The 12,679-nt window shown below is 66.2% G+C and carries 10 protein-coding genes and 2 pseudogenes; 2 read left to right on the forward strand and 10 right to left on the reverse strand.

What is annotated here, in order from left to right; translation table 11 throughout:
• Positions 1-223 precede the first annotated feature (223 nt).
• The 3 genes and pseudogenes from MVF96_RS12830 to MVF96_RS12840 form a co-directional block, all read right to left on the reverse strand.
• Positions 224-466 (reverse strand): annotated as a pseudogene (locus MVF96_RS12830) (M23 family metallopeptidase); the annotation flags it as partial.
• 301 nt (positions 467-767) lie between these two features.
• A pseudogene (locus tag MVF96_RS12835) lies at positions 768-1,606 on the reverse strand (F510_1955 family glycosylhydrolase).
• A gap of 111 nt (positions 1,607-1,717) precedes the next feature.
• On the reverse strand, positions 1,718-2,035 hold the full coding sequence (locus MVF96_RS12840) for a hypothetical protein (protein ID WP_010844644.1): 318 nt from the start codon (positions 2,033-2,035) through the stop codon (positions 1,718-1,720).
• Positions 2,036-2,270: 235 nt separating this feature from the next.
• On the opposite strand from MVF96_RS12840, the gene MVF96_RS12845 reads away from it, so the two are divergent.
• Complete coding sequence (locus MVF96_RS12845; RefSeq protein WP_006357618.1) at positions 2,271-3,221, forward strand: M56 family metallopeptidase; 951 nt, start codon at positions 2,271-2,273, stop codon at positions 3,219-3,221.
• Between the two features lie 28 nt (positions 3,222-3,249).
• Here MVF96_RS12845 and MVF96_RS12850 read toward each other — a convergent pair whose 3' ends face one another.
• The gene (locus MVF96_RS12850; protein WP_042375754.1) at positions 3,250-3,903 is read right to left on the reverse strand and encodes a DUF305 domain-containing protein; all 654 of its coding nucleotides are present in this window, start codon (positions 3,901-3,903) and stop codon (positions 3,250-3,252) included.
• A 269-nt stretch (positions 3,904-4,172) separates the two neighbouring features.
• Between MVF96_RS12850 and MVF96_RS12855 the strand changes: the two genes are divergently transcribed.
• Positions 4,173-5,108: a M23 family metallopeptidase gene (locus tag MVF96_RS12855; RefSeq protein WP_055477282.1), complete on the forward strand. Its 936-nt coding sequence runs from the start codon at positions 4,173-4,175 to the stop codon at positions 5,106-5,108.
• Positions 5,109-5,126: 18 nt separating this feature from the next.
• Here MVF96_RS12855 and MVF96_RS12860 read toward each other — a convergent pair whose 3' ends face one another.
• From MVF96_RS12860 to MVF96_RS12885, 6 genes are all read right to left on the reverse strand, one after another.
• A complete protein-coding gene (locus MVF96_RS12860) occupies positions 5,127-5,474 on the reverse strand; it encodes a metal-sensitive transcriptional regulator (protein ID WP_005195356.1) in 348 nt (115 codons plus the stop codon).
• Positions 5,471-7,633, reverse strand: a complete 2,163-nt coding sequence (locus MVF96_RS12865; protein ID WP_055477281.1) for a heavy metal translocating P-type ATPase — start codon at positions 7,631-7,633, stop codon at positions 5,471-5,473. Before MVF96_RS12865 ends, MVF96_RS12860 begins: the two co-directional genes overlap by 4 nt.
• Complete coding sequence (locus MVF96_RS12870; protein ID WP_055477280.1) at positions 7,630-9,987, reverse strand: heavy metal translocating P-type ATPase; 2,358 nt, start codon at positions 9,985-9,987, stop codon at positions 7,630-7,632. The genes MVF96_RS12865 and MVF96_RS12870 overlap by 4 nt, the downstream gene beginning before the upstream one ends.
• Before the next feature lie 62 nt (positions 9,988-10,049).
• On the reverse strand, positions 10,050-11,009 hold the full coding sequence (locus MVF96_RS12875) for a hypothetical protein (protein ID WP_007239618.1): 960 nt from the start codon (positions 11,007-11,009) through the stop codon (positions 10,050-10,052).
• 92 nt (positions 11,010-11,101) lie between these two features.
• The gene (locus tag MVF96_RS12880; protein ID WP_005195294.1) at positions 11,102-11,308 is read right to left on the reverse strand and encodes a heavy-metal-associated domain-containing protein; all 207 of its coding nucleotides are present in this window, start codon (positions 11,306-11,308) and stop codon (positions 11,102-11,104) included.
• A gap of 102 nt (positions 11,309-11,410) precedes the next feature.
• Entirely contained in the window at positions 11,411-12,679 is a 1,269-nt protein-coding gene (locus tag MVF96_RS12885) for an MFS transporter (protein ID WP_055477279.1), read from the reverse strand.

The following is a 12,679-nucleotide window of genomic DNA, read 5'->3' on the forward strand; positions in this document are numbered from 1 at the left end:
CCCGCTGCACAGCGCGAGAGAAGGTTCGAAACGTCTTCGTGGTGGGCGACCGCCGAGCGGTCACGTCGACCTCATTATTGCCGTGTGGCGACACCCCACAGGTAGTCCCCGCCGATGCGTGTTCGCCACCGCTCGCCGACGTCGAGGCCGTGGTGCGACAACTCTCGCGACACCTGCGGGACCACTCGTCCTCATACCTCCCGCGCGCCGATAAGGCGGGTCGTCCGACGACGTAGACTCCCCGGGTTCTCAACCACGGTGCAGGATCGAGTTTGGGTCCATCTTGCTGCCACACCTTGTAGTGCAGGTGTGGGCCGGTGGAGTAGCCGCGGTTTCCTACCGTTGCGATCTGCGCGCCGGCCAGGACTCGCTGCCAGACGCTCACCAGTGTCTCGCTGATGTGCCCATACACGCCGATCGTGCCGTCGTCTTGCAGCACTCGCATCCACAGCCCGAAGCCGGCGGCCTTCGATAACCGTCCCCGCCCAAGGCGATCTTTGAGGTCGCGGGTTCGGTGTGCTCACGCAGCTGTGACACGCGCAGCAAGTTCGTGGGGTAGTCGGGGCTGCTCGTCTCATCGATAACGACAGTGACGTCTTCGAAGACGTGGCGTTTCTGGGTGCCGTCAGGTGGTCGAGAGTGACCACCCAGGTCGGCCGGGTGCCACCGTCTGTCAGATCCTGCTCGTGGAGTGGGTGGAGTGGACGTGATCAAAAGCGCGTCCGGATCTGAGTCGCCTCCTTCCTTCGTTGCTCCACACGAGTCCGTTAGCTGAGCGTGTAGAGCAATTGTTCGTTTGCGGCGTATGCATTTTCGGCGTTTCTGGCGACCAGCGCGTTGACACTATTGATGGTGCTGCGTTGTTCCCAGTGTGTGCCGTCTGGGCTGCGCCAGACGGTGTCGGCGGTGTCGATGCCCCAGAGCGTGCCATCGGGTGCGGCCGCCAGGAGAGCTAGGGCCGGCGCATCGGGAACGGTTGTGAAGGTCTGGGCGTCGTCGGTGCTGTGTTGCAGGCCATCTGGGGTAGTCGCCCATACGCCGCGGTCGGTGATCGCGAGTGCTGCTGCGGCCAGGGGCGCGCCGGGGTCCAGCTTCTCCCGTCATCGGTCGATACGAGCAGGCCGTTGATTCCGTCGAAGCCTACGAGTAGTTGTCCGTTGGTGGCGAGCGCGTGGAAGTCGATGTCGCCGGCCACCGATCTCGGTGTCCATGTCTGCCCGCCATCTTCGCTGGCGACGAGTCCCAGCGGGTTGGGTGCCGAGCTCCGCGGGCCGGGATGGCCGGAGGCGAAGATCCGATCAGAGCCGGTTACCCCGGCCAGTCCCATGAAGTCGTCGTCGGAGACGCCGACCCGGCTGGTGGTTCCATCTGCGGTGAGGGCGATTACGCCGGTGTGAGTTCCGGCGAGGATAGTGCCGTCGGCGCGGATGTGCAGGGCGTGGAGGTGGTCGAGTTCTGGGGTCAGTGTTGCGCTCTCTGCTGAGGTTGCCGACGGTGGTGGGGATGTGGGTTGTTCCCGGGTGGAGCAGCCGGTTAGCACAATCAGCGTGGCGATGACTGCGAGGACGACCGCAGCGGTGCGGTTGGACGGGTTTGAGGCAGGCAAACGGCTAGGACTTTCGTGTGGGTAGGACTGAGTTCGGGCGTGGGTGGTGTGGTGATCGGGGTGGTGGCGAGACCGGGTAGGAGCCGCCCTAACCCTCTGGGGGTGTCGTGGTCACGACTTCTGGATGGGGGTGGAAGGCTGTGAAGGCTTTTGGCCGCAATGCTTTTGGAGGACGAGGGAGATGAGGACGTTGCCGAGGTGGTGACGTGCCCCGGAGAGGTCGCCGATCGCAGCGAGGTGGCGGACGAGACCGATGTGTGCGGCGAGGTGGCGGCGTCGGTTCGAGGTGACGCTGAGGTGGTGGGCGCGGTGGAAAAACTGGTGGGTCGAGTATGGCGTGGGTGCTCGGTAGACGTCTCGCATGGCATGCAGATACTGACGACGGTGGTCGTCGGGGGGCGAGTGCGTCTCCTTCGGGTTCTCGGTCACGGCGCATTCCTCGGACTGGTACGCGCAGGCCGGGTCAACCCGCGTCAACTAACTACTATAAAACCTAGTAATTGGCGGCGCGGTCGGTGCCTGAGTTGCGGCGTCACCGACGAACTTCTGGGGCATACTGGCTGGTGGTGCAGGTGGTGGGTCGCCGGGAAGGTGTGTTGAGTGTGGGTCTCAGCGAGCTGACGGCGGGGCGTCGAGGATCGAGGCGAACGATGGGTGAGCATCCATGAGTGCAGCGGTGGTGTTAGTTGTTGCCGCGGGTGTGCTGGGCTGGTTGTGGCCTCGATGGATGGTTCGGGTGCAGGGCCGTATCGATGCTCGTTGGGTGTTGGTGGCCTGGCCGGCCGCGCAGGTCGTGTTTGCGATGTTGTGGGTGGGAGCTGTTGTGACGCTGGCGGTTCCCGGCCATTTCGGCATCCATTCGTTGTCCGAGGTGGTGTCGTGTCTGCGGGTGTTGTCACACGGCGCATCCCCGCGGGTGGAGGCGATCTCCGGTGGCGTGCTGGCGGTGGTGACCGGGGCAGCGATTGTCCGAGCGGTGACGATCGCGGTGCGATCGGCGGTGCGGATGCGTGGTGCTCGTGAGGAGTATCTGCAGTCGTTGCGGTTGGTGGGCGCCCGCAGTGAGCGCTATCCCGACGTGTGGTGGCTCGCCGACGGGCGGCCGATGGCGTTTTGTCTGCCGGGTAAGGATGCCGGGATCGCCGCCACGACTGGGTTACAGGCGGCGTTGTCCGGTGAGGAACTCGATGCCGTCGTTGCCCATGAGCGCGCGCACCGGCGGCAACGTCATCACACCGTGGTGTTGGCGGCCCGCGCTCTCGGGCGTGCGTTTCCGCTGATTCCGTTGTTCAGCCGCGCGGGCCGTGAGGTCGCCGGCTTGGTCGAGCAAGCCGCCGATGCCCGCGCCGCCCAGCTGGTGGGTGCGCGGGCGGTCTGCTCGGCGTTGGGAACGTTGGCCCGTTCGGGGCCCGTGGCGGGCCCGGTGGGTGTGTTGTCGATCAGCGATTCGTCGTCCGTGGGGCCGCGGCTGAGCCGCTTGGACTCCGGTCACCGGTGCCGGTCGCGGCGTCATCATGTGGGTGCCGCCGCGGCGGTGGCTGGTGTGGTGGCGGTACCGACCACGCTGGCGGCATCCGGTGTCGTCGCGGCGATGGTGATCGCGATGTGTGTGTAGCCGAGGCAAACCCGGGCGGGTCGGGCCGCTAGGGGTTGTTGAGAAGCTGCTGCATCCTGGCGATTTCACTTTCCTGGTCAGTGACGATCTGGCGTGCCAGCGCGATCGCCTCGGGCGATTGGCCGTCTTGAATCTCGGTCTTGGCCATGGCGATGGCGCCGCGGTGGTGTTCGATCATCTGGGTCAGGAACAGGCGCGACGCCTCGGCGCCTTGCGCGTCGCGTAGCTGCTGCATCTGTTCTGGCGACATCATGCCCATCATCGACGGCATCGGGGAGGTACCCGGTGCCATCGAGGTACCCATGTCCATGTTGTGCCCCTGGCCCTCGAGTGGGGCTCCCCATTGCTTCAGCCACGACTGCATCTGCTCGATCTCGGGCTGCTGAGCGTCTTTGATCTGCTGGGCCAGACTGACGACCTGGGGGTTGATGTTGTCCTTCTCCAACAGGATGTCGCTCATCATGATCGCCTGGGTGTGGTGCGGGATCATCTGCTGGGCGAACGAGATGTCCGCGCTGTTGTGTTCGGCAGTGGCCGCCGCTGAGGATTCGGTACTGGCCGCGCTGGTACCCATCCCCGACATCGAGGAATGATCCTCAGTCGAGGTGTCCGAACACGCGGCCACCACTGTCAGAACAGCCGCCGCGGCAGCAACGACGACACCCGTTCGTGTGACTCTCATCGATCTCCTCCTCAAGAGTGATACTTCGCCACCGCCCGGCGGCGCTTCGATAACAATTCTACTAACACCGATAGTAGTTAGTCGCCTGCCCGGCACCCACAAAACGGGCGGTGAACTGCGCAAACAAAGCCGCTAATGCCTGATTAGTTCGCTTCGTAGTGGAGCCGCGTGTGACTGGTGGGGCACAAGTGACTTGTGGTGTGATCTCGCGGGTACACGCATGGCACTCGTGCGTGGGTCTACGACGTCCGCGGGAAAGGTCCGACCGCATGCAGATGGTGTTGACATCGCTACGGGTCAAGGCGGGGCAGCAGTGGGGCCCCAAAGCGCTGGGGGTGGCAGCGGCGGTGTGCGTGGGCGTTGCGCCTGTGATTGCCACCGCACCGGCGGCGGCCTCGACCGATGGACATGTGGCCGGGGAGTTGATCGCGATCGTGCAGGACTCGGTGAAGGCCGCTTTGGGTGGTGCCGCGGCGGCGAATTTGGGGAAGCCGATCACGCAGGCGGCGTCCTGCCTGGGCGCTCAGGCCCAGTCGGGCAGTGTCGGCGATGCGGGCAGTGTGGCCGCGCTGCAGTGCTTCGGAACGTTTTCGCTCATTGATCCGATAGACGGGTTCCGGATCATCGACGCGTTACCGCTGGCTCGGCTGGTGGCCACCCTGATCGCCGCGATCGTGCCGCACGATCCGAACGAGCCGCATGGCCCCCAGCCGCAGGAACCCGGAACGCCGACGCCGCTGCTGCCCGGTAGTGGCGGTGCGGTGGCGCCGACTGCGGGTGAGATCACGTCCACCTTCGGTGACGGACGGGGCCATCAGGGCATTGATATCGGCAATGATCTGGGTGCGCCGATTGTCGCTGTGGCTGACGGGGAGGTCATCACCTCCGGACCTGCCGAGGGGTTCGGGTTGTGGATGCGGATCCGGCACGATGACGGCACGATCACCACCTACGGCCACAACGACGAGAATCTGCTCGAGCAGGGCGCGCGAGTACGGATGGGGCAATCGATCGCCACGGTGGGCAACCGTGGGGTGTCGACCGGCCCGCATCTGCATTTCGAGGTTCTCGACCCGACGGGAGTCAACGTTGATCCGGCACAGTGGCTGGCCGATCGTGGGGTGGTTCTGGCGATGGCCGCTGATGCCGACGCCCGCGCGCCGGGGCCGGTGGTGCCGCAGTGGGTCGGCGAACCACGCCTGTGACGAACCCGGTGTGGTGGGTCAGGAACGAACGAGGCGAGCGATGGCCGCCGAGGCTTCAGCGATCTTCTCCTGCGCCTCGTCCCCGCCGGCGTGGGCGGCATCGAGCACACAGTGGGTGAGATGGTCGTCGAGCAAACCCAGCGCGACCCCCTCCAGCGCCTTGGTCAGCGCCGAAATCTGGGTCAGGATGTCGATGCAGTACTGCTCCTCGTCGACCATCCGATAGATACCTCGGGATTGCCCCTCGATGCGCTTGAGGCGGGCCAGGTATTTGCCCTTGTCGCTGATGTAACCGTGGGAAGAGTGTTCCGAGGCAGAGGATTCTTCCGGGGTGGAGGATTGTCCCGGTGCGGACGCAGCGGTCATGGACTCACCTTCTCAGTGGATCGCGGTCGGTTGTGCTGCAGTGCACGCACTGTACTCGCGCCTGGGTGCAGGTCGAGTCGGCGTAACAGTTGCGCGTTGAGTGCGACCACGACCGTCGAGGCTGACATCAGGATCGCTCCGACCGACATCGGCAGGACGAACCCGATGGGCGCGAGAATTCCGGCGGCCAGCGGTACCGAGATCAGGTTGTATCCCGCTGCCCACCACAGGTTCTGCTTCATTTTTCGGTAGCTGGCGTCCGACAGCTCGATGACCGACAGCACCGAGCGGGGGTCGTCGCTGGCGAGGATGACCCCCGCCGAGGCGATCGCGACGTCGGTGCCGGCCCCGATCGCGATGCCCACATCGGCTTGGGCCAGGGCGGGGGCGTCGTTGACGCCGTCGCCCACCATCGCCACCTTGCGTCCTTCGTGCTGCAGTTCGGCCACCTTGCTGGCTTTGTCTTCCGGGCGTACACCGGCGAACACCCGGTCGATACCGAGGTCGTGAGCGACGGTGTGCGCCACTGCTTCGGCGTCGCCGGTGATCATCACGACCTCGACCCCGCGGGCGTGCAGCGCCTCGACGGCTTGGCGGGATTCCCCGCGCACCTCGTCAGCGAGTTTGACAGCTCCGATCAGCTCAGTGTCGCGGGTGACATGCAGGATGATTGCGCCGTCGGCGCGCCAGCGATCAGCGATGGCCAGTTCCTGATGGCCCTGTTCCTCGAGCATGCGGGGCCCGCCCACCCGCACTGTGGCGCCCTCGACGCGAGCGGTCACACCGACCGCCGGTGACGAGGTGAAGTCGGTGGCCGCGGGAACCGGCTGGGCGCGGTCGCCGGCCGCTGCGACAATTGCTCGCGCCAGCGGGTGCTCGCTGTCGGCTTCGGCGCTGGCGGCCAGGGTGAGCACGGTGTCCTCATCGACGCCGTCGGCGGCCGCGATCTCGATGACGGTGGGCTCACCCTTGGTCAGGGTTCCGGTCTTGTCGAACAGCACCGCATCCACAGTGCGCATGGCCTCAAGTGCCAACCGGTCTTTGACCAGCACGCCGCCGCGGGCGGCGCGTTCTGTGGCAATGGCCACCACCAGGGGGATAGCCAAGCCGAGTGCGTGCGGGCAGGCGATGACCAGCACGGTGATGGTTCGAATCACCGCCTGGTCGGGTTGGCCGATGACCGTCCACACGATGGCGGTGATGATCGCTGAGCCGAGCGCGAACCAGAACAGCAGCGCTGCGGCGGAATCGGCCAGCCGCTGGGCGCGGGAGGTGGAGTTCTGCGCGTCTGCCACCAGGCGCTGAATCCCGGCCAGCGCCGTGTCGTCGCCGGTGGCGGTGATCTGGACCCGCAGCCCCGAGTCGGTGGCCACCGTGCCGGCCACCACCTGATCGCCGATGCCGCGGCGCACCGTGCGCGATTCTCCGGTGACCATGGATTCATCGAGCTCGGCCGAGCCGTCTACGACGCGACCGTCGGCCGGGACGCTGGCCCCGGGGCGCACGATCACCACATCTCCGACCTGCAGCTCACTGGGAGCAACGGTGGTGATGTGGTCGCCCTCGACGCGTTCGGCCTCATCGGGCAGCAGCGCGGCCAGCGAGTCCAGGGCCGAGGTTGTCTGGGCCAGCGACCGCATCTCGATCCAATGCCCCAACAGCATGATCACGATGAGCAGGGCCAGTTCCCACCAGAAGTCCAGTTCGTGGTGCAACACACCGATGCTCGCACCCCAGGACGCCACGAAGGCCACCGTGATCGCCAAGGCGATCAACAGCATCATTCCCGGTGCGCGCGACCGCAGTTCTGCAGAGGCGCCTACCAGGAACGGCCGCCCACCCCAGCAGTACATCACCGTACCCAGCACCGGTGAGACCCACTTCAACACTTCACCATCGGGTAGGTCATAGCCGATGAGCATCGCGAACATGGGCGAAAAGGCCACGACCGGCACAGCCAGGGCCAGCATGATCCAGAACAGCCGCCGGAACTGCCCGACGTGATCACCATGCCCCCCATGCCCAGCGTGATCATGGTCTGCGCGGGCGCGCTCAGCATGGTGATCGTGGTGGTTGTGTGACGCTGCGGCGAGTTGGCCGTGGTGGCGTTCATCGGCGGCGTCGTGACCGACGTGCTCAGGGGAAGAGTGCTCGTTCATGCCGCTACCTTATACCCCTGGGGGGTATACGTCGAGGGGTTGGTGGGTGGAACTGTGGACGATGAGTGGGGCGGGCTGGTGAAGGCGCGCAGCCGCAGGCTGTTGCTGACGACGAACACGCTGGACAACGCCATGGCGGCCCCAGCCAGCATGGGGTTGAGCAGTCCCAGCGCGGCCAGCGGTATCGCGGCGACGTTGTAGGCGAATGCCCAGAACAGGTTCATTTTGATCGTTTTCAGAGTGGTGCGTGCCAAGGCGATCGCGTCGGCGGCAGCGTTGAGGTCGCCGCGGACCAGGGTGATGTCGGCGGCATGCATGGCGGCGTCGGTGCCGGTGCCCATCGCCAGCCCGAGATCGGCGTGGGCCAGGGCAGCGGCGTCGTTGACGCCGTCGCCGATCATGGCCACAACCTTGCCGTCGGATTGCAGGTCGGTGATGACGGCGGCTTTGTCGGCCGGCAAGACGTTGGCGATGACGGTGTCGATCCCGACCTCAGCGGCGACGGTGTCGGCGACGGTCTGGTTGTCGCCGGTCAACAGGATGGGCGTCATACCCAGTGCGGCGAGCCGGGCGATGGCGTGTGCGCTGGTGGGTTTGATCGCATCGGCGACCGCCAGGACCGCATGGGCGCGGCCGTCCCAGGCGACGAGTACGGCGGTCTGTCCGGCTTCTTCGGCGGCGGTCTGCGCCTCGTTGAGGTGGGGGTCATCCACGGCGATGCCGTGTTCGGCCAGCAGCGTCGGACGCCCGACGGTGACCACACGTCCCTGGACCGTGCCGCGCACGCCTCGACCTTCGAAGCTGCGGAAGTCTTCGACCTCGTCGAGCTGTCCGACTTCGGCGGCTGCACCAGCAGCGATGGCGGCCGCGACGGGGTGCTCGGAGGCATTTTCCACCGCTCCAGCGAGGGCGAGCACGTCGGCGCGAGTGGTGGTGGGGGAGGTGGTGACCTGGACGAGTGTCATCTGGCCCGTGGTGACCGTGCCGGTTTTGTCGAGGACAACGGTGTCGATGGTTCGGGTGGATTCCAGGACTTCGGGGCCTTTGATCACGATGCCGAGTTGGGCTCCGCGGCCGGTACCGACCAGCAGTGCGGTCGGGGTGGCCAGTCCCAGCGCGCAGGGGCAGGCGATGATCAGCACAGCGACCGCGGCGGTGAACGCCGCTTGCAGGGGATAGCCGGCGCCGATCCACGCGCCGAGGACTGCGATGGCGACGGCGATGACCACCGGCACGAAGACGCTTGAGATCCGGTCGGCCAGTCGCTGGGCGTGGGCTTTGCCGGTCTGGGCGCGTTCGACCATCGCGGCCATTTGCGCGAGTTGGGTGTCCGCTCCCACGCGGGTCGCCCGCACCCGCAGGTGCCCGCCGGCGTTGACTGTCCCGCCGGTCACGGTGTCGGCGGGGGCGACCTGGACTGGCATCGACTCGCCGGTGACCATGCTGGCATCGACTGCCGAGGTGCCGGACACCACCACACCGTCGCTGGCGATCTTCTCGCCGGGGCGCACATTGAACTCGTCGTCAATGGCGAGCTCGCCGATCGGGATCCGATGCTGGTGGCCGTCCCTGATCACTGTGACGTCTTTGGCGCCCAGCTCCAACAAGGCCCGCAACGCCGCACCGGCTTGCCGTTTGGACCGCTTCTCGAAGTATCGGCCGGCCAGGACGAACATCGTGACCCCCGCGGCGACCTCGAGGTAGATGTTGCCTGCACCGTCAGAGGCGCTGACCGTCAGGGTGAATCCGTGGGTCATGCCTGGTTGTCCGGCGGTGCCGAAGAACAACGCATACAACGACCACAACAGCGCCGCGGTGGTGCCGACCGAGATGAGGGTGTCCATGGTGGCCGCACCGTGGCGCAGGTTGAGCAACGCGGCGCGATGAAACGGCCATGCCGCCCACACGATCACTGGCGCGGCCAACGTCAACGACGCCCACTGCCAGTAGGTGAACTGCAACGCCGGGACCATTGCCAGCGCGATCACCGGTACCGAGAGAACCACCGCACCGATCAGTCGGTGACGCAAGGCCACGAGCTCCCCGTCGTCGTCCGAAGGGTCATCGTCGGGGGCGGCACCTTTGGTGGGAGTGGCGGGCAGCGCAGCGTGGTATCCGGCCTGTTCGATGGTCTCGATCAGCAGGTGTGGGTCGACACCGGCGGGTGCGCTGACGTGAGCTTTTTCGGTGGCGTAGTTCACCGAGGCGCTCACTCCGTCGAGTTTGTTCAGTGTGCGTTCGATGCGTGCCGCGCACGATGCACACGTCATGCCCGACACGGCGAGTTCGACATCGACGGCGCCTGTCTGCTCGGCGGTGGCCGCAGGTGGGTGGATCGGAGCTGAGGTGGTCATGGGGGAGTTCCTCGTGGGTGAATGCCTCGGCGCAATGCCCCGGGGTGGCGCTGGTCAGCGAGTTAGTGTCCGGCGTGCGGATCGGCCGAGGGGGCCGTGGAGTCAGGTGTCGGGGCAGGGGTGCCGGTGGGGGCATCGAGAACGAAGGTGGCGGTGTGCACAGCGCCGTCGACCTGGAAGTCGAGGTAGAGCAGATAGCGGCCCGGGGTGGGGGCGGTGGTGGCGAAGCGGACCTGTGGTCCCGCTAGTTGACCGGCGGTCGGTGCCACGCCCTCAGGGTGAACATGCAGGTAGGCCAGGTCGCCTTGACGCAGGGCCACCAAGTGACCGAAAGCGCCCAGATACGGCTGCAGGGTGGTAACCGGTTGTCCTGCTCGGCGCACGGTGACGGTCAGTTCGGACTCGGCGCCCGCGCGCAGATGACCGGCCAGCTCGATGTCGAACCCGTCGACGGATGACTGTCGTGATTCGGCGGTGGGTGGGGCCGGCTGGTAGTCACCGCTGACTTCGACGGTGCTGGTGAGGGTGAGGGGTTGGCCGGTGGCGGCGGGCACGAAGTCGGCGTAGATCCGGTAGCTGCCTCCCGTCGCCCACTGCCAGGGCAGCGTCCAGCGCCCTTCGGGCGAGAGGGTGGGGTGCACGTGTCGGAAGTGGGTGCCATCCGCGCGGACGACGATCAGGTGCAGCTGCTTGTCGTGCTCGGTGGCGAAGTCGGTGACCGCGGTCCCGGCGGCATCGAGGATCTCAAAGCTCAATGGAGCCTGCACCCCGGACGCATGGGGTGCCACCACATTCCCCAGGATGAAGCCGGCTGCTGCCATCGAAACTCCGCGAACCTGATCGGCCCCCGGAGACGAGGCGGATGTTCGCGACTGTGGTGCAGCATTGTGATCGGCATGGGCGGACTCAGCCGGGGAGGTCGACGCCCTGTCGGGAGCGACACCAGCGGCGATGGCGTACGCCGCAGCGAAAACTATCAGCAGGGCCGCGGCGAAGACGCCGAGCTTGGTTGGAACATTCATCGTTGGATTCCTGTCATCGGTGGTGGCGACACCCACGCCGCCCGGGAGAGGCTGAAGTCGCCAGTGGGGCAGACACTTCAGCCCCTCGTCGGCTACTGCGCCAGGTGGTAGCCGGCCTCTTCGATCGCGCCGCGGATCGCGTCGGCCTCGATCGGGGCCGAGCTAGAGATGGTGACTCGCCCGCTGGCCACGTCGACGTCGACGTCAGTTACGCCGGCCAGTGCGCCGACTTCTTCACGCACCGACGCCGCGCAGTGCCCACACGTCATTCCGGAGACGATCACTGTCGATGTGCTCATGAGATGTGCCCTTTCGGTACAGCAGTGGTGCCAACGACCCTCAGGGGGTCTGTCGCTGTGGCGTCTCGCCACACCACCGTTATACCTTACCCCCTAGGGTAATCAATGGGTTGTGGTGGGCTGAGCTTCGGTGGGGGCGGCGACACTGAGCCATCCGCGGCGGTGCAACAGCAACAGGGCAGACGCCGCCGCCATGCCGGTGAGGACTAGAGCGATCCACACCAGTTCGGGCATGTCGCGGGTGGTGGCCGCGCTGAACAGCCACCCGGTCGCGGCGTTGCCGAGCAGAATCCCGATCCCGACGATGGTGTTGTAGAGCCCGTAGTGGGTGGCGACAAGCGTGCCGCGGGCCAGTCCCACCACCGTGTCCATTTCGAATGGGAACACTGCTGCGGTGGCGGCGGCGAGCAGAGCTGCGGTGAGTAGCAGGGCGGCGATGTTGAGGGCGATGTTGCGCTGATGCGTTGCGGTGCTGGCGACTAGGGGCAGGAAAGCTGCAGCCATCAGCGTCATTCCCACGCTCAGGCTGCCGGTGCTGCCCCAGCGGTTGCCGAACCATGTGGTGATGCGTAGCTGGCCGGCGATGGCCACCAGACCGGTCACCACGAACATTGCGGTGACAACACTGGTGGCGAGGGTGGGGTTGTCTGCTATGCGGTCGGCATGTAGGGGCAGGGCGAGGTAGACCTGGAAGGACAGCACGTAAGAGCTGGCCATCGCCGCAGCGAAGAGCAGGAATCGCCGGTTACGGACGACGCTGCGCCAGTCCTGAATGATTGAGGTGCTGCTCGGGGCCGGTGCTGTTGCGGGTAGCGCTTTGATCTGCACGAGGGTCAGGACCGCGAAAACTGCTGCCGCACAGAGAGAGGTGAGCCGGAAGTCCAGGGCGGTCAGGGCTAGTCCGACCAGCGGCCCGAGCAGGATCCCGGCCTGGTAGAAGACGTTGAACACGGCGAATGCTTCGATGCGCCGCTCACCGGCGTCGGCGGCCAGGTAGGCCCGTACGGCGGGGTTGAACAGCGCCCCGGCGAATCCCGTTGCCGCCGAGGCGATCAGGATCGCCGGCAGCGAACTGACCAGGGCCAGTAGGACGAATCCGATGACCCTCATCAGGCATCCGGCGATGATGAGCGGTTTGTAACCCCAGCGGTCAGCGAGTGTTCCCCCGATCAGGAACATGCCCTGTTGGGAGAAGTTGCGTATCCCCAGGACCAGGCCCACTGCCCATGCGGCCAGGGCCAGCGGGCCGGCGAGGTAGGCGGCGAGGTAGGGCATGAGCATGTAGAAGCCGAGATTGATGGTGAACTGATTGACCATCAGCACTTGGCTGGGGCGATCGAAGCTGCGGAAACTGCGGTAGATGCGTCGCAT

The sequence above is a fragment of the Gordonia hongkongensis genome (genome assembly GCF_023078355.1).
GTDB lineage: Bacteria > Actinomycetota > Actinomycetes > Mycobacteriales > Mycobacteriaceae > Gordonia > Gordonia hongkongensis.

What these genes read in the sequence shown, in the direction of transcription:
- MVF96_RS12845 (WP_006357618.1), top strand. Translation starts at nt 2,271, where the DNA reads ATGAGTGCAGCGGTGGTGTTAGTTGTTGCCGCGGGTGTGCTGGGCTGG.
- MVF96_RS12850 (WP_042375754.1), bottom strand. Translation starts at nt 3,903, where the DNA reads ATGAGAGTCACACGAACGGGTGTCGTCGTTGCTGCCGCGGCGGCTGTT.
- MVF96_RS12855 (WP_055477282.1), top strand. Translation starts at nt 4,173, where the DNA reads ATGCAGATGGTGTTGACATCGCTACGGGTCAAGGCGGGGCAGCAGTGG.
- MVF96_RS12860 (WP_005195356.1), bottom strand. Translation starts at nt 5,474, where the DNA reads ATGACCGCTGCGTCCGCACCGGGACAATCCTCCACCCCGGAAGAATCC.
- MVF96_RS12865 (WP_055477281.1), bottom strand. Translation starts at nt 7,633, where the DNA reads ATGAACGAGCACTCTTCCCCTGAGCACGTCGGTCACGACGCCGCCGAT.
- MVF96_RS12870 (WP_055477280.1), bottom strand. Translation starts at nt 9,987, where the DNA reads ATGACCACCTCAGCTCCGATCCACCCACCTGCGGCCACCGCCGAGCAG.
- MVF96_RS12875 (WP_007239618.1), bottom strand. Translation starts at nt 11,009, where the DNA reads ATGAATGTTCCAACCAAGCTCGGCGTCTTCGCCGCGGCCCTGCTGATA.
- MVF96_RS12880 (WP_005195294.1), bottom strand. Translation starts at nt 11,308, where the DNA reads ATGAGCACATCGACAGTGATCGTCTCCGGAATGACGTGTGGGCACTGC.
- MVF96_RS12885 (WP_055477279.1), bottom strand. Translation starts at nt 12,679, where the DNA reads ATGCGACGCATCTACCGCAGTTTCCGCAGCTTCGATCGCCCCAGCCAA.